Annotated in this window: 15 protein-coding genes; 5 read left to right on the forward strand and 10 right to left on the reverse strand. The window is 66.9% G+C overall.

Annotation, left to right across the window (positions count from 1 at the left end; translation table 11 throughout):
• Window positions 1-25: 25 nt before the first annotated feature.
• From ACFC4D_RS28710 to ACFC4D_RS28725, 4 genes are all read right to left on the reverse strand, one after another.
• Window positions 26-1165, reverse strand: a complete 1140-nt coding sequence (locus ACFC4D_RS28710) for a class I SAM-dependent methyltransferase (protein WP_376068044.1) — start codon at window positions 1163-1165, stop codon at window positions 26-28.
• Between the two features lie 17 nt (window positions 1166-1182).
• On the reverse strand, window positions 1183-2646 hold the full coding sequence (locus tag ACFC4D_RS28715; RefSeq protein ID WP_375965244.1) for an MDR family MFS transporter: 1464 nt from the start codon (window positions 2644-2646) through the stop codon (window positions 1183-1185).
• Between the two features lie 202 nt (window positions 2647-2848).
• Window positions 2849-4525, reverse strand: a complete 1677-nt coding sequence (locus tag ACFC4D_RS28720; protein WP_376068046.1) for a DUF885 family protein — start codon at window positions 4523-4525, stop codon at window positions 2849-2851.
• 100 nt (window positions 4526-4625) lie between these two features.
• Window positions 4626-5543 (reverse strand): ribonuclease Z, encoded by a 918-nt coding sequence (locus ACFC4D_RS28725; protein ID WP_375965239.1) that lies wholly within the window; start codon window positions 5541-5543, stop codon window positions 4626-4628.
• A gap of 121 nt (window positions 5544-5664) precedes the next feature.
• On the opposite strand from ACFC4D_RS28725, the gene ACFC4D_RS28730 reads away from it, so the two are divergent.
• Together ACFC4D_RS28730 and ACFC4D_RS28735 are read left to right on the forward strand one after the other, a co-directional pair.
• Window positions 5665-6150: a hypothetical protein gene (locus ACFC4D_RS28730; protein WP_376068048.1), complete on the forward strand. Its 486-nt coding sequence runs from the start codon at window positions 5665-5667 to the stop codon at window positions 6148-6150.
• Window positions 6151-6239: 89 nt separating this feature from the next.
• Entirely contained in the window at window positions 6240-6884 is a 645-nt protein-coding gene (locus ACFC4D_RS28735; RefSeq protein WP_376068050.1) for a DUF305 domain-containing protein, read from the forward strand.
• A gap of 66 nt (window positions 6885-6950) precedes the next feature.
• Here ACFC4D_RS28735 and ACFC4D_RS28740 read toward each other — a convergent pair whose 3' ends face one another.
• Both ACFC4D_RS28740 and ACFC4D_RS28745 read right to left on the reverse strand, forming a co-directional pair.
• Window positions 6951-7241, reverse strand: a complete 291-nt coding sequence (locus tag ACFC4D_RS28740; RefSeq protein WP_153804144.1) for a hypothetical protein — start codon at window positions 7239-7241, stop codon at window positions 6951-6953.
• 150 nt (window positions 7242-7391) lie between these two features.
• The gene (locus ACFC4D_RS28745) at window positions 7392-8906 is read right to left on the reverse strand and encodes an amino acid permease (RefSeq protein ID WP_375965232.1); all 1515 of its coding nucleotides are present in this window, start codon (window positions 8904-8906) and stop codon (window positions 7392-7394) included.
• 283 nt (window positions 8907-9189) lie between these two features.
• Between ACFC4D_RS28745 and ACFC4D_RS28750 the strand changes: the two genes are divergently transcribed.
• Complete coding sequence (locus ACFC4D_RS28750) at window positions 9190-10152, forward strand: hypothetical protein (protein ID WP_376068052.1); 963 nt, start codon at window positions 9190-9192, stop codon at window positions 10150-10152.
• Window positions 10153-10173: 21 nt separating this feature from the next.
• Here the strand turns inward: ACFC4D_RS28750 and ACFC4D_RS28755 are convergent, their stop codons facing one another.
• Window positions 10174-11217, reverse strand: a complete 1044-nt coding sequence (locus tag ACFC4D_RS28755; RefSeq protein WP_375965227.1) for an NAD(P)-dependent alcohol dehydrogenase — start codon at window positions 11215-11217, stop codon at window positions 10174-10176.
• Window positions 11218-11356: 139 nt separating this feature from the next.
• On the opposite strand from ACFC4D_RS28755, the gene ACFC4D_RS28760 reads away from it, so the two are divergent.
• Window positions 11357-12820, forward strand: a complete 1464-nt coding sequence (locus tag ACFC4D_RS28760) for a flavin-containing monooxygenase (protein ID WP_376068054.1) — start codon at window positions 11357-11359, stop codon at window positions 12818-12820.
• Window positions 12821-12827: 7 nt separating this feature from the next.
• Window positions 12828-13745, forward strand: a complete 918-nt coding sequence (locus ACFC4D_RS28765) for an alpha/beta hydrolase (RefSeq protein WP_375965222.1) — start codon at window positions 12828-12830, stop codon at window positions 13743-13745.
• An 11-nt stretch (window positions 13746-13756) separates the two neighbouring features.
• Here ACFC4D_RS28765 and ACFC4D_RS28770 read toward each other — a convergent pair whose 3' ends face one another.
• From ACFC4D_RS28770 to ACFC4D_RS28780, 3 genes are all read right to left on the reverse strand, one after another.
• Window positions 13757-14050 (reverse strand): chorismate mutase, encoded by a 294-nt coding sequence (locus ACFC4D_RS28770; RefSeq protein ID WP_375965219.1) that lies wholly within the window; start codon window positions 14048-14050, stop codon window positions 13757-13759.
• 65 nt (window positions 14051-14115) lie between these two features.
• Window positions 14116-14685 carry a helix-turn-helix domain-containing protein gene (locus ACFC4D_RS28775; protein ID WP_364641889.1) on the reverse strand — a complete coding sequence of 190 codons (570 nt, stop codon included), beginning with the start codon at window positions 14683-14685 and terminating at the stop codon, window positions 14116-14118.
• A gap of 49 nt (window positions 14686-14734) precedes the next feature.
• Window positions 14735-15964, reverse strand: coding sequence for a cytochrome P450 (locus ACFC4D_RS28780; protein WP_364641892.1), 1230 nt, complete (start codon window positions 15962-15964; stop codon window positions 14735-14737).
• Between the last annotated feature and the right edge of the window lie 25 nt (window positions 15965-15989).

Raw genomic sequence — 15989 nt, forward strand, 5'->3', positions numbered from 1 at the left:
GCCGCCGGGCACCGGTCAGGCGGCCTCAGGTGTGCAGGCCGCGCACCGAACGGGTGACCGTGAACTTGCGATTGCGGCCGATGACCTCGGTCTTGCCGACCAGGCGTTCCATCACACCCCGATAGTTGAGGTGGGTGTTGTAGACGGTCCAGAGTTCACCGCCCGGGCGCAACACCCGGCCGGTCTCGGAGAACATCTTGATGGCCGAACCGGTGTGCACGGCCGCGCCGACATGGAATGGCGGATTGCAGACCACCAGATCCGCGCTGTTGTCGGGAGCGCTGGACATGGCATCGTCGCGCAGCACGGTGATGCGGTCCGCCACGTCGTTCGCCGCCGCGGTGGCCCGGGTGGAGGCGACCGCCGCCGCCGACTGATCGGTCGCGGTGACGCGGATGCCGGGCCGCGCCTTGGCCAGCGCGACCGCGAGAATGCCGGTGCCGCAACCGAGATCGATGGCATCGCGGGCATCGGGCTTCATCCGCTTGAGGTAGTCGAGCAGAAAGCGGGTGCCGATATCCAGTCGCGAACCGGAGAAGGCGGCACCGTGCGCGACCACTTCCAGATCATGGTCGTCGAGCCGGTTGCGCAGCGGAAAGCGCAGTTCGCCAACCGGTTTCGGGTCGGTGGCGAGCAGCACCCGGGATTTCTGGCGACCGCGACTGGCCTGCACCGCACCGAAGGATTCGGCCAGCACCGCGTTCATGGCCGGGGTCAGGTATTTATCCCGCCCGCCCGCGTACACCCGGACCTCGGGTGCGGCGTAGCGGGCGATGGCGTCAGCGGTCTCGGCGATACCGGACAGCGCACGCGGCAACCGCCACAACACAACTCGGACATCGGCGAGCAGGCGCTCACCGAGTTCACACACACTGTAGCGATCGGTGAGGCCGACCTGCCGCGCGTTATTGGCCAGTGCCAGTTCACCGGTCAGCAGATCCTGGTGCACGCGCAGGCCGCGCAGATCGTGTGCCGCCGCCGCGCCGAGGGTGAGTGCGCCGTAACCGTCATCGATCACCGCCACCCGGTCATCACCCGCGGCGGCCAGCGCGTCGGCCGCCTCATCGAGTAGTAGTCGATCGGCGGCGTCGACCGCGTAGAGGTTCACCGCCTCCACATCCGGATACCGCCGCAATCGGCTCAGCACGTCCTCGACCTCAACCACACCTACAGTGTGCTAGATCATTGCCGAACCGTCCCATCGGGCCGTGTTTCCGGCTTGATAAGCGGTTGCCCGGGCGTTGCGCGCTCGGTTTTCGGCATCATCGCGGCGGCCGCGATCATGACCACCGCCATGGCCGCGACACCGAGGAAGACGAGGTGGATGGCGGGTGAGAGGTCTTGCGGGGCCGGATGATCGGTACTGCCGATGCGCGAATTCACCAGTGCGCCGAACATCGCCACGCCGAGCGCGCTGCCCAGCGAGCGCGCGAACATATTGGTGGAGGTGACCACGCCGCGCTCGGACCATTCGGCGCTGGACTGCGCGGCGATCAGGGTGGGACTGGCCACCAGGCCCATGCCCGCGCCGACCACGAAACAGCCCAGCGCCACCTGTAGCAGGCTGGAATCCTCGTTCACCAGCAGCAATGTGGCCGCGCCCACCGCGGCGAGCACACTGCCGATGACCGAGGTGGCGCGGAAACCTATGCGCAGGTACACCTTTCCGGCCTGGGAGGCGGTGAGCGGCCAGCCCATGGTGAGCGCACCGGCGGTGAGTCCGGCGATCAGCGCTCCGGCGCCGAGCACGCCCTGCGCGAAAGTGGGCACGTACGAGGTGAGTCCGAGCAATATCGCACCGACCAGCAGCGACACCAGACTGCTCGCCACCAGGATGCGACGGGTGAAAACCCACAGCGGCAGAATCGGATTCGCGGCCTTGCGCTCGACCAGCACGAACAGGATGAGCATCAGCGTGCCGCCCGCGAAGAGTCCGAGGCTCGCCGGTGCGGTCCACGACCAGGCCTGACCGCCCTCCAGCAGCGCCAGCATGAGCCCGCCCGCGCCGATGGTGAGCAGCCCCGCGCCCAGATAGTCGATCCGATGGTGTTCGCGCGGAGCGCTTTCGGTGAACTTGCGCAGGATCATCCAGCCCGCCACCACCGATAGCGGCAGATTGATCAGGAAGATCCAGCGCCAGCTGATGTATTCGGAGAACACCCCGCCCAGCAGCGGCCCGAGTACCGAGGACGCCGCCCATACGCTGGCCAGGTACGCCTGCACCTTGGCGCGCTCCTGCACGGTGTAGATATCGCCCGCGATGGTGATGGCCATCGGCCCCACCGCGCCCGCGCCGATGCCCTGAATGGCCCGGAAAATGATCAGCCCGATCATGCTGGTGGCGAGCCCGCACAGCAGCGATCCGATCGCGAAGACCGCGATCCCGAAGAGCATCACCGGTTTCCGGCCCACCATATCGGCGAGCTTGCCGTAGATGGGCACGGTCACGGCCTGTGCCAGCAGGTAGATGCTGAAAAGCCAAGGGAACTGCGAGAACCCGCCCAGCTGATCGGTGATCGTCAGCACCGCGGTGGCGATCACCGTCGAATCCAGCGCCACCAGCGAGGTCGCCAGCATGATCGCGGCCAGTACCGGCCCGCGTTCGGATCGCAACCCGATGCCCGACACGGATTCGGTCGCCGTCACGGGCAACCCCTTTCGTTAGCTCAACTCAACAGTTGAGTCGAACACAGAAACCGCCCGGCTATTCCGCTCTCGGTGAAATAGCCCGCATTCCGGGATGACGACGCGCGTCCCGGTGAAATGCCCTGGGCGCGGCCGATACCCGGCACGGCGGAAGACCGGAGCGCGAGCCGCGTCTGCGGGAGCGGCTCGCGCCGGCGCCGGATCAGAGCGATCCGGCGAGCTCTCGTAGCACCGGCAGGCTCACCGAGCCCGAACCCAGCACCACGTCATGGAAGGTCTTGATATCGAAGTCCGCGCCCAAGCGTTCCTGTGCGGCGGCACGCTGGCGGCGGATTTCGAGCTGGCCGACCTTGTAAGCGACGGCCTGACCGGGCATGGCGATATAGCGGTCCACCTCGGTGCGGATCTCGTCCACACCGACCGGGGCATTGGCGACCATGAAGTCGATGGCCTGCTGGCGGGTCCAGCCCTTGGCATGCAGACCGGTGTCGACCACCAGACGGCAGGAGCGCCAGGAGTCTGCCGCCAGCATGCCGATGCGGGCCAGATCGTCGGGGTACAAACCCATTTCGTCGGCCAGGCGTTCGGTGTAGAGGGCCCAGCCCTCCACGAACGCGGTATTGGAGAAGGACATGCGCTGGAAGCGCGGCAGATGGTCCAGTTCATTGGCGATGGTGAGCTGGAGATGGTGACCCGGAATGGCCTCGTGGTATGCGACTGCCGCGGTCTCATACCTGTTGCGGCCCTTGGGATCATGCAGGTTGACGAAGTACGCGCCGGGCCGGGACCCGTCGGCCGCGGGCGGGAAGTAGTAGGCCGCGGGCGCATCGGGCGCGAGGAAATCCGGGACGGGCACGATATCGCAGGACTGCACGGGCAGACGGCCGAACCAATTGCCCATCTCGACATTGGCGGCGGCCAGGCAGGCGCGCGCCTCGACCATGATCTCCTCGCGGTCGCCGTAGCGCAGCGCCGAATCCTCGCGCAGCCGGGCGAAGATCTCGCTCTGCTCGGTCAGGCCGAAGAGCCGCTCGCCGATCTCGGCGTATTCGGCGCGCAGCCCGGCCAATTCGTCCAGTCCGAGCTGATGGATCTCCTCCGCGCCCAGATCGGGCAGCGTGGTGTGCAGCCGGAGCAGGCGCCCGTAGATGTCCGCACCGTCATCGCCGAGCCAGCACAGGCCGGGCTGTTCATCGGGGCGGGCCACCGGCAGCAGTTCCTCGGCGAGCACCCGGCGGTATTTGGCGAAGGCGGGACGGATGACCTCGCGCACCACCTCGGCCAGGTCTGCGCGCCAAGCCTTTTCGCCATCCCAGTCCGCCGGACCGGCGAAGGTGGCGAATGGATCGGCGTCGATATCGGAGGCCAGGTATCCGTCGAGCTGATTGAGCGACCGCTCGATGGTGATGCGCGCGGGCGTGCGACCGGAGGCCAGCCCGGCGCGGAAGCGCGCGACGGCCTGGTCCACGAGTGCGCCGAACTGCCGGAAGCGCCGCACCAGCGCCAGGGCGTTCTCCGGTGCGGGTGCGTTGAGCTGCGGGGCCATGGTGAGCAGGCCCGCGTGCACACCCGTCATCTGATCCGAGGCCAGTTCCACCGGCCGCCATTCCAGCTGGGCGGCGGCGGAGACCAATTCGGTGCGCAGCAGGCTGCGGGTGACCCGGTCCTCGGCGTTCAACAGCTCGGGATCGAGGGCGTCGACCTCGGTGATCAGCTCGCGCCACGCACCGAGCAACCGCTGCTCGGCGGCTTCGGACAGATCCTCGATCCGATCGTCGAAACGCCTGTCCCCCAACAGTGTTGCCTCACTGGGTGCGGACTCCAGCATGGTGTCCCAGTACCGGTCGGCAAGGGCGATGAGTTCCTCGTGCGCATCCATGGAATCCATCATGCACGCGCGCGAACCGGACCGAAACGGCCCGGCCGACTTCGCACCCCTGCGACTTCCGGCCACCCGCCCGGCAACCGGCGAACACCGCTCAATGCCGGGGCGGCACCGGGATTCGCATGAGATCCTCGGCGACCACGATCTCGCCGTCGAACTCTTTGCGCGCCTCGGACAGATGGTCGTCGAGTGAGCGATAGCGCTGTGAGAAGTGGGTGAGCACCAGGGTGCGCGCACCGGCGCGGGCCGCGACCTCGCCCGCCTGCCCGGCCGTGAGATGTCCGAATTCGGTGGCGAGATGGGTATCGGCGTCCACGAAGGTGGCCTCGATGACCAGCATGTCCACCCCCGCCGCCAGTTCGTGCACGCCATCGCACATGCGGGTGTCCATGATGAACGCGAAGCTCTGCCCCCGGCGCAATTCGCTGACCTCGTCGAGATAGATGGTGCGCCCGTCGATCTCGACCTCGCCATCGCGCTGTAGTCGGCCGACCACCGGTCCGGACAGCCCGAATTCGCGCAGCAGTTCCGGCACGATCCGCCGTCCGTCGGCCTCGGTGAGCCGATACCCGAACGCCTCCACCGGATGGGAGAGCGGTGCGGTGCGCAGCGTGAAAGGCGCTCCGGGCGCGTCCAATTCCCCCGCCGCGGCGATCGGATGCGGTCGCAGTTCCCCGGTCTGGTGATACGCGGTGGAGGTGCACAGCCGCTGGAAGTACTCCTCCCCCGAGGCCGGGTAGTACACGTCGACCGGATGTGGCACCCTGTCCAGGCTGATCCGCTGCACCACGCCCGCGAGTCCGAGGCTGTGATCGCCGTGGAAGTGCGTGATGCCGATGCGGGTGAGATCGGTGGCCGAGACCCCGGCGTAGATCATCTGCCGCTGCGTGCCCTCCCCCGGGTCGAAAAGCATGCCCTCGCCATCCCAGCGCAGCAGATAGCCATTGTGATTGCGCTGTTTGGTCGGTACTTGACTGGCTGTTCCCAAAATGACCAGTTCGCGCTGTGACACGGGCGTCAGGCTACCGGGCGGGGGCGACTTCCTCAGGGCGGCGCGTTCCCGGGCGCGCCACGCGGCGATACCAGGCGGGGGTATCGCGACGGCCGGAGTGCCCGGCACTAGAATGGCCCCCGTGGTGGAACAACAGGCCCTCGGAACCCGGTTGACCCGGGCATTCGGCCTGTTCACACTGCTCGCCGGAATCGCGATCATGCACGCGGTGGTCATCGGCATGGGCGGCGGTTCCGGCGAAATGACCCATATGGGCTCGGACTCGCATTCGACCGCGCCGCTCGACGCTGCCATGACCGCACCACTTCCGGCTGCCATGCCCGAGCCGCTCACCATGGCCGTCGGCACGCCTCTCGCCATGAGCACCGCACACGAGCAGACCATGCCCGGCTGCGGCGGCGATTGCGACGGACATGCCGGATTGCACGGCTGCGTCTTCGTATTGACCGCCCTGCTGCTCGCTCTCGGGCTGGCCCTGCTGGGCTGGTTCGGTCTGCGCCAGCGGGAAGCGACCGCGACCAAGGTGCGCCAACTACCCCCGCACCGCGCCCGTCCCCCACCGTGGACGGTGCTATCCCTGGCCGATTTGGCGATTCTGCGGATCTGATGGGCCGCCGCGACCGCGTACTCCCCACGCGGGCGCGCGCTTTCGCATGCCCTTCTTCTCATCCTCCGCAATTGCCAAGGAGCTCAAGCATGTTCACCATCAGCCGTATCAAGCTCGCCGTCATCGCCGGTACCGCCGCTGTCGCGGTCATCGCCGCGGGCTGTTCCAGCAATGATTCGTCGAGTTCGGCCCCCGAAACCACCAGCAGCACCGGCGCTTCCATGCCCGGTATGAATCACGGCGGCACGACAACCTCCGCGCAGCCCGCCACCCGCACCGATTTCAACGCCGCCGACATCACCTTCCTGCAGATGATGTACCCGCATCACGCGCAGGCGGTGGAGATGGCGAAGCTGGTGCCGTCGCGCTCGCAGAATCCGCAGTTGATCACCCTCGCCAAGAACGTGGAGCAGGCCCAGTCCCCGGAGATGCAGCAGATCACCACGCTGCTGCAGGCTTTCGGTAAGGGCGCACCGAGCGCCACCATGGGCCACGAGGGTATGGCCGGAATGATGACCGCCGATCAGATGACCGCGCTGGAGAAGCTCTCCGGCCCGGACTTCGACACCATGTGGATGCGGATGATGATCGAGCATCACAAGGGTGCGATCGATATGGCGAATACCGAACTCGCGGGTGGCGGCAACGCCGAGTCCAAGGCCATGGCCCAGGCCATCGTCTCGAGTCAGCAGGCCGAGATCGACGAGATGAACCGCATGCTCGGCAAGTCCTAGCCCGGAAAGCGCAACGGGTGCACCGGAATCCCGGTGCACCCGTCGAGTGCTCGTAGTGTGGCCGATTCAGCTGCCGATGACCGTATTCATGATGGTTCCGGCGCTGGTGGCCGTCGCGCCGCCGATCATGGCTCCCGCCACCATCTTCGGCGATTCCAGCCCGCCGCCGCTCCACTTCTCCCAGGCGAAGCGGCCGCCGCCGTAGGTGATGGCGGTGACGCCGGAGAGCATGGTGAACCAGGTGAAGTAGCGAACGAGTTTCATCAGCTTGTCCGCGACCGGTGGGGTCTCCGGTGTCGGATTGCCTATCTGCGCGACCACGGTCGTGTAGGTCTCGTGCACGGTGGCGAGGAGCATGCTCACGATCGATTCCTCTCGAATGCTGAGGTGGTGCTGACAGGGCGGAACTTGTGGCGCAACTCTCACTAGTGAGTGCAATTGAACCTCATCCCGCCAGGTCGAGTCATGACGACACACCACCGGCAGCGAACTCGAGCGACCGTTCAGTTATTGCTTGGCATTCGCTTTGCCGAGCAGGGAGTGCTTGCGGCTGTAGGCGAAGTAGATGACGAAACCGATCGCCATCCAGATCACGAACCGCAGCCAGGTCTCCACGGACAGGTTGAACATGAGCCAGGCACAGGCGATCACGGACAGGATCGGCACCAGCGGCACCAGCGGCACGCGGAAGCCGCGCGGCAGGTCGGGGCGGCTGCGGCGCAGTACGACCACACCGATGGACACCAGCACGAACGCGAAGAGCGTGCCGATATTGACCATTTCCTCGAGCGTGCCGAAGTCCACGAATCCGGCCAGCACCGCGCAGATGACGCCGACGATGGCGGTGATCCGCACCGGGGTGCCCTTGGGCCCGGTCTTGGCCAGCTTGCGCGGCATGAGTCCGTCGCGGGCCATGGCGAACAGCACTCGGGTCTGGCCCAGGAACAGCACCATCACGACGGTGGTGAGACCGGCCAGCGCGCCGATGGAGATGAGGTTCTTGGCCCAGGTGACGCCGTTGATGGCGAACGCGGTGGCCAGGGTGGCGTCATCGCCCTGCAGATCCTTGTAGGAGACCATGCCGGTCAGCACCAGCGAGACCACCACGTACAGCACGGTGACGATGGCGAGCGAGCCGAGAATGCCGCGCGGCACATTGCGCTGCGGGTTCTTGGTCTCCTCGGCGGCGGTGGCGACCACGTCGAAACCGATGAAGGCGAAGAACACGATGCTGGCCGCGGCGAGCAGGCCGTACCAGCCGAAGCTGCTGTGCCCGCCGCCGGTGACGAGCTGGAACAGGGTCTGATGCAGTTTGCCGGTGGAGTCATCGGTATTGGGCACCGATTCCGGGATGAACGGCTTCAGATTGCTGGCCTTGAAGTAGGTCGCGCCGACCACGACGACCAGGGCGATGACGGCCAGCTTGATCGCGACCGCCACGGCCGAGACACGGGAGGAGAGCTTGGTGCCCAGCGCCAGCAGTACGGCCAGCACGGCGATGAGAAGTACTGCGCCCCAATCGAATTTGATCGAGCCGAAGTGCCAGATGGGCTGCCGTCCGCCCATGACGACGCCGAGGTATTGCGACCAGCCCTTGGCCACGACCGAGGTGCCGAGCGCGAATTCCAGGATGAGGTCCCAGCCGATGATCCAGGCCACGATCTCGCCGAAGGTGGCGTACGAGAAGGTGTACGCGCTGCCCGCGACCGGCACGGTTGAGGCGAATTCGGCGTAGCAGAGCGCGGCCAGGCCGCAGGCGACGGCGGCGAAGACGAAGGCCAGCGATACCGCCGGTCCGGCGAGGTTGCCGGCGGTGCGCGCGGTGAGGGTGAAGATGCCCGCGCCGACGACCACGGCCACGCCGAAGATGGTGAGGTCCCAGGAGGTCAGGTCCTTACGGAGTTTGGCATCGGGTTCGTCGGTGTCCCGCATGGACTGTTCGACGGATTTGGTGCGGAATAACCCGCTGTCACGGGGGGACAGTTCTCCTGGCGCTCCCGACTTGGGATCCGATATCGCCACTGTGTCTCCTAGGTCTGACTTCTCGGCAACAATGCAGTTGGCGTCGGACGTGCAACGCCCGGCACCTGATTCGTTCGCCTTCGCATGTGACCGGCAGACAGAAACCCTGGTCCTGCCCCGGTCGGTGCTCTCGATCTCGGGGCGAGATCTGAGTTGTCGGCGTCACACCGAACCGTATCACCCACTGGTACGAACCAGTTCAGCAACTGGACGGACAACATTCGCCCGAATGCGGTTCGAATGACCTCTCGCCCGGAACCGGCCGGTCCCGTTAGGGTTTGGTATGCAGGACGGGGGCGGGCGCGCCACGGGTGATCGGGCGGCGCTGGACCGCGTGCTGGCCGATGCCCGCGCGGTACAGATTCGGGAAATGCGCGGTGATGCCCGCTCGCTACTGGTGGAGCGCGACCCGGTTGCCGTACAGGCGCTGCGCGAAGCCCTGCTGGTCACCGACGCACCCGGTATGTCCTGCATGTGCTTCGGTGACGTGTCCTTCGTCTTCCTCGACGCGGCCGGTCGCGAACTCACCGGCGTGACCCTGCACCACGGTGATTCGGTGCGCTGGGACGATGCCGCGCGCTGGGGCGGCTGGCACGATGACGCCATCCTGCGCGACAGCGCGCGCTCACTGGAATGGCTGGCGGTGCGCGGGGTGACCTGGCCGCTGCGCGAATTCCGGGCCGCCCAGCGCCGCGCCGCCGCGGCCGGACAGGCCCGCCGCCGCTGGACGGCCGATATCCCCGAGCTGATCACCGACTACACCGCCATGTTCCTGGAAACCACCGATCGAGGCGTACCGCTGCTCGAGCCCGAATTGGTACAGGTGCGCGACCGCCTGCTATCCGGTTATCCAGATCCGATCGATCGAATCCTGCGAGTGCTGATCTGGTACGGCTCGGGCACCGCGAACTCCTCGGGATATCCCACGCACGAGGCGGTTCCGGCGCAATTGCTGGATCAGGAGGACCCGGCGGATATCGCGCGGGCGATGGAGAACGCGGCGGGTCGCGCGACGGCGGGCGCGACCGAGCACACGGTGACGAGCACGGCGGTGCGCACGGGGGCGGACACACCCGCGGACCGCGCCCTGACGGGTGCGGTCCGCTATCTGGCGAGCTGGCCCGGACGGCAGCGGCTCCCAACACTTTCGGCGCATCTCACGCCGGACGCCCGGCGCGCCATCGTGGCGCACGCTCCGAGCGCCAAGACCCGAGCCTGGCTCGAGCGTCGTTTTCCGAATCGGTGATTCGGGGATGGTGACTCCGGGTCAGGGCACCAGCACCGCGCGGCCGTTGATCTCGCCATTGTCCAAGCGGCGCAACGCTTCCGCGCCGTCGGCGAGATCGAAGCGCTCGATCTCGATATGCAGTTTGCCCGCCTGCGCGAGGCCGACGCAGTCGTAGAGGTCACCCCTGGTGCCGCCCAGCGACTTTCGCACCGTCGCGCCCCAGGGCAGGCCCGGCCCGCCCGCCGGACCGGCATTGATCTCCGGTGGGGTGCCGCCGCCGATGCCGATCATGCGGTACGCGCCATTGGGCGCGACACTCTCGACCGCCATTTTCGCGGTGGCGTCGATACCGACGAAGTCGAACACCGCTTCCGCGCCGCGCCCGCCGGTGAGTTCCAGAATCTGCTTCGAGGTGTCCTCGCCGGACAGAATGCCAAGGTCCGCACCGCATTTGGCGGCCAGATCGAGTTTGTCCTGGGTCACGTCGACGGCGATGACCCGCACGCCGGTGATGGCCTGCAAAATCTGCACGGCGACGTGGCCGAGCCCGCCGATGCCGATGGCGACGGCGGTTCCGCCGGGGCGCAATACATCTCGCGCCCCGCGAATGGAGTGGTACGCGGTGAGCGCGGCATCGGCGACGGGTGCGGCCTGCAGGAAATCCAGGTCCCCGATCGGCACGAAGGCGCTGGCCGGAATGCGCACGTACTCCGCCATGCCGCCTTCGACGGTGAGGCCGGGGGTGGGCGGCATGGCGACGCGGCCGGCGGCGATGCAGACGTTCTCATTGCCGCTGACGCATTCGCGGCAGACGCCGCAGGTCCAGAACAGGTACACGAGTCCGCGTTCGCCGACCTCGCGGCCGTTCACATGGGAGCCGATGGCCTCGATGGTGCCCGCGATCTCGTGGCCGATGGTGAGCGGTTCCTCGCGTATTTGGTACGGGAAGTTCACCAGGGTCACATCCGAGTGGCAGACACCGGCGGCGCCGACCCGCAGCAGCAGATCATTGGGTCCGATATCGGGGACCGGGATGTCGTTGACCGCAACTTTTTCGGGGCCGGTCCACTGGAGTGCTCGCATATTTCTTCCTTGGCTGGCGCTGGTGATCTGGCGCACACGCTAGCACTCGCTATACACTGCGTCTAACGAATGACGGGATGTCTACTGATATCTCGAAAAGTCTCCCGAAGACCGGGACAGGAACCTAGGCTGCGGTCGCATGAACGAACCACGTATCGCCGTGGTGGGTGCCGGAATCTCCGGCATCTGTATGGGGGTGGCCCTGCGGCGAGCCGGATTCACCGATTTCACGATCTTCGAGAAGGCGGCCGATTACGGCGGCACTTGGCGCGACAATACCTATCCCGGACTGGTGTGCGATGTGCCTTCGCGCTATTACCAGTTCACCTTCGCCATGAATCCCGAATGGTCCCAACTGTATTCGGCCGGGCCGGAGATTCGGGACTACCTCGCCGGGGTGGCGCGCGAACACGGGCTGCCCGCACATACGACATTCGGTGTCGAGGTGGTCGGCGCGCGTTTCGAGGGCAGCACGTGGCGGGTGCGCACCTCCGACGGCGCGGAGCGGATCTTCGACTTCGTCTTGTGCGCAACGGGATTCCTGCATCGGCCGAAGCGGCCGGATATCGCGGGGCTGGATGATTTCGCCGGTACCGTCATGCATTCTTCGCGCTGGGATCACACGGTCAACCTGACCGGTAAAAGGGTCGGTGTGATCGGGTCCGGTTCCACCGGAACGCAATTGGTCAGCGAGCTCGGCGGCAAGGTGCCGAAGGTCGTGATGTTCCAGCGGACTCCGCAGTGGATTCTGCCGACGGTCAACAAGCGGTACCGGGATGTGACCAAGCGGCTCTATCAGCGGCTGCCGCTGCTGGGTAGTGCGGCGTATCAGATGAATCGCGGCTTCTTCGCGGCCTTTTCGCAGGGCCTGGTGCATCCGGGCCGGATTCGCTCCTTCATCCAATGGGTGGTGGCGCGAAATCTGCGGTCGGTCAAGGATCCCGAGTTGCGGCGCAAGCTGACGCCGGACTATCAGGCCATGTGCAAGCGACTGGTGGTGTCGGATCGGTTCTACAGCGTGGTGCAGCGCGCGGACGTCGAATTGGTCACCAGCGGTATCGATCACGTGAAGGACGGTGGCGTGGTGACCGCCGACGGCGAGCTACACGAACTCGATGTCTTGGTGCTGGCAACGGGATTCGATTCGCACGCCTATATGCGGCCGATGGCGATCACCGGAACCGAAGGCCGCACCCTGGATCAAGCCTGGGCGAATGGTCCCCGTGCCTTCGAGGGCGTGATGATGCCGGACTTCCCGAATCTGTTCATGCTGGTCGGACCGCACAGCCCTTTCGCCAATCATCCTTTGACCGCGGTCGCCGAAGCACAGTCCTCTCGCATTGTCGGCTGGCTGAAGCGCTGGCGCGCAGGCGAATTCGAGACCGTCGCACCCACCGCCGCCGCGACCGACCGCTACAACGCCATGATGCGCGCCGCCGCCCCCGGCACGGTGTGGACCACCGGCTGTCAGAGCTGGTACCTGGGCAAGGACGGGCTGCCTGAGCTGTGGCCGTGGAGTCCGAACCAGTACGAGAAGCGAATCCGGCGGCAACCCGATGCCGTCGACTACCACCTGGGCCGCCCGGCCCCGAGCGAGAAGTGAGTGCCCGGTGCTGATTTCCCTGACCCGTCTGATGTCCCGCGCCGTGGGTGCGTGGTGGTTCGGCGCGGCCCCGGACTGGGTGGAGGTGCGCCGCCGCGCCACCGTGAGCACGACGTCGGCGAGCGCGGGCAAGGGGGTGACCGTGACAGCCGGGCGACTGGCCGGCCTGCCGGTCGAAATCCTCACTCCGCCAAGTGCTCCCGCCGACGCGGCGGTGCTCTACCTGCACGGTGGCGGCTTCGTCATGGGCAGTCCCAAGATGATGCGGCCGCTGACCGGGCCGCTCGCGGTGGATATGAACACCACCGTCTACGCCCTCGACTACCGGCTCGCCCCGGAGCATCCGCATCCCGCGCCCATCGAGGATGCGATGGCTGCCTATCGGGCCCTGCTGGCGCAGGGCATTCCGTCGGAACGCATTGCGGTGGCGGGTGATTCGGCGGGCGGCGGTCTCACCCTGGAACTGGGCCTGCGGATTCGGGACGAGGCATTGCCCGCACCCGCGGTGCTCGGCATGATCTGCCCGCTGATGGATTTCTCACCGGATTCGGCGGCCTTCCACTGCGGTCCCACCCGCGAACCGCTGCTCACCCCCGAGGTGATCGCGAAATGCCTGGACGGCTATCTGCCGGGTGTCCCGGCCGAGCGACGCCGCGCGCTGTCCCCGATATACGGGGACCTCATCGGCCTGCCCCCGATCGTCCTGCACTCGGCGACCGATGATCCGCTATCGGGCGATGGCCGCCGCCTCGCCGATATGGCGGCGAAAGTCGGTGCGCCGCTGCGGCATCGGGAGTACCGCAAACTCTGGCATGTCTTTCACGCCATGCCCATGAAGCCCGCTCGCGCGGCGGTGAGTGATCTGGCCGCCATGCTCGCGGAGGGCATCTACGGTCACCGCACCGGCTATCGCGCCACGCACTGACCGAAACCGGTTCAGCCGCGGCCGATTTCGGCGTGGGTGTCGAGTTCGAGGGTGATGAACGCGCCGATCATGGCCCGCCATACGGCTTCCGCGACGGCGGGTTCCAGTCCGGCGGCCGCGGCGCGTTCCTTGGCGAGCGAGACGACCTGCTCCACGCGATCGGGGGCGCGCACGGCCTGCTCATCCTTCTTGAATCCGGCGGCGGCACGCACGAGTTGCTGCCGTTCGGCCAGCAATCGGGTCAGCTCCCCGTCGAGGGCGTCGATGCGGGTGCGGACTTCGGCGAGCGATTCTGGAGCGGACACGGTCGATTACCTTAGCCGGGCTATCGGAACGGCATAGCGGCCCGCATCGGCAGCGCCGAAACAGCTCAGGCGAAGGCGCGCGTGATGATCGGAACGACGAACTCCTCGAGCATGGTGCGTTCGTCCTCGTCATCGCGCCCGGGGGCGGACAGCAGCGAGACGATGATGCGCGTCAGCCAGCGCGCCAGGCGGCTGCGTTCGGGATCGGTGAGCCCGGTCGGGGTGAACAGATTCGCCGCGATGGATTCGATGACCTCGGAATCCTGGCTGATGCGCCCGGCCGCCCCCGCCTCACCGGGCCGGAACCAGGCGATGAGCAGCGGTTCGGCGCGCACCTGATGCACGGCCCCGAGCATGGCGGCGATGATCCGCTCGCCCGGATCCTCGATACCGCGCACCTGATCAACCACGCGCGCCGAGATGCGCCTGGTTTCGCGGTGTACGAAGGCCAGCCGCACCGCCTGCCGGTTCTCGAAGTACCGGTACAGCGTCGCCCGCGAACACCCGGCCGCCTTGGCGATATCCCCCATGCCGACCGCGGTCACCCCGCGTTCGGCGAACAGGTCCGCCGCCGCGTCGAGAATGCGTTCGGCGGCCAGGTCGGCCCGATCGTCGGACAGCCAGTCCCGGCTCATGCTGTCTCCCTTCGGCCTTCGAACGTTCGCCCGACCCTACCGGCGCGAGCTACGCGACGGCCCGGAAGGGGACGCTCATGGGCCAGCGCACGTAGTTGCCGTTGGACCAGGTGACATTGTCGAGGTCGACGGCGAAGTCGGGGCAGCGGGTGAGGAGTTCCTCCAGCGCGACCCGGGCCTGCATGCGGGCGGCGGCCGCGCCGAGGCAGTGGTGGTGGCCGTGGCTGAAGGTCATGATGCGCTTGGGATTGCGGCGCACGTCGAGTTCGGCTGCGGTGGGGCCGAATTCGCGTTCATCGCGATTGGCGGAGCCGTAGAGCAGCAGCACCTTGCGCCCGGCGGGAATGATGGTGTCGTGCAGTTCCACATCGCGGGTTGTCGCGCGCGCCAGACCCTGCACCGGTGAGGTCATGCGCAGGAATTCCTCCACCGCCTCGGGAATGAGTTCGGGATGTTCGGCGAGCAGTCGCCGCTGTTCCGGATACCGGTGCAGCAGTTGGACCGCGCCGCCGAGATTGCCGGTGGTGGTGTCGTTTCCGCCGGTGATCATGGTGAAGGCGAAGCCGAGGATGGCCAGGATGCCCTCGTTGTCGCCGTCCTCGCCGAGGCCGGAGGCGAGCAGGTGCGAGATGGTGTCATCGCCGGGTTCGGCGCGGCGGCGGGCAATGAGTTCGGCGAAGTAGCCGACCATTTCACCCAGGGCAGAGGGCAATTCACCACCCGCGGCGATCTTGGCGCCGTCCACGGCACCGCCGACGATGGCGTAGGTCCATTCGTCGAAGCGGTCCCGATCGGCTTCCGGCACACCGAGGTAGTGCGCGACCACCATGGTCGGCAGCGGTTTGAAGAGTTCGGCCACGATATCGCCGGATCCATTGGCGCGCAGTCGTTCCAGGCGTTCCACCACGAACGCCCGGACCGCCGGTTCGACCGAATTAACCTGGCGCGGTGTGAATCCGCCCGCGACGCGGCGGCGGAAGTCGGTGTGTTCGGGCGGATCCATGAACACGAACGGTCGGATGGGGATGCCGGCCGCTTCCAGGCTCATGTAGTCGACGGTCAATCCGGCTGCGGAGGAATAGGTTTCGGGGTCTCGCGCGGCGGCGTACACGTCCTCGTGCCGGGACAGCACGTAGAAGTCGTCGTGCTCGCGCCCCTCGGGGATGACCCGGTGCACCGGATCGTTGTCCCGCAGGGCCGTATAGGTGGGCCAGGGGTCACGCCAGGTCTCACCGGACATCAGCTCGAATCGAACTTCCTGAGACGCCATTGAACTCATGATTCGACGGTAAGACAAATAGCAC

It is taken from the genome of Nocardia sp. NPDC056000 (assembly GCF_042269265.1).
Lineage (GTDB): Bacteria > Actinomycetota > Actinomycetes > Mycobacteriales > Mycobacteriaceae > Nocardia.

Bases quoted from the DNA above. Each gene is read 5' to 3' on its own strand.
- ACFC4D_RS28735 (WP_376068050.1), top strand. From the start codon at position 6,240: ATGTTCACCATCAGCCGTATCAAGCTCGCCGTCATCGCCGGTACCGCC.
- ACFC4D_RS28775 (WP_364641889.1), bottom strand. From the start codon at position 14,685: ATGAGCCGGGACTGGCTGTCCGACGATCGGGCCGACCTGGCCGCCGAA.
- ACFC4D_RS28760 (WP_376068054.1), top strand. From the start codon at position 11,357: ATGAACGAACCACGTATCGCCGTGGTGGGTGCCGGAATCTCCGGCATC.
- ACFC4D_RS28720 (WP_376068046.1), bottom strand. From the start codon at position 4,525: ATGGATGCGCACGAGGAACTCATCGCCCTTGCCGACCGGTACTGGGAC.
- ACFC4D_RS28780 (WP_364641892.1), bottom strand. From the start codon at position 15,964: ATGAGTTCAATGGCGTCTCAGGAAGTTCGATTCGAGCTGATGTCCGGT.
- ACFC4D_RS28750 (WP_376068052.1), top strand. From the start codon at position 9,190: ATGCAGGACGGGGGCGGGCGCGCCACGGGTGATCGGGCGGCGCTGGAC.
- ACFC4D_RS28740 (WP_153804144.1), bottom strand. From the start codon at position 7,241: ATGCTCCTCGCCACCGTGCACGAGACCTACACGACCGTGGTCGCGCAG.
- ACFC4D_RS28755 (WP_375965227.1), bottom strand. From the start codon at position 11,217: ATGCGAGCACTCCAGTGGACCGGCCCCGAAAAAGTTGCGGTCAACGAC.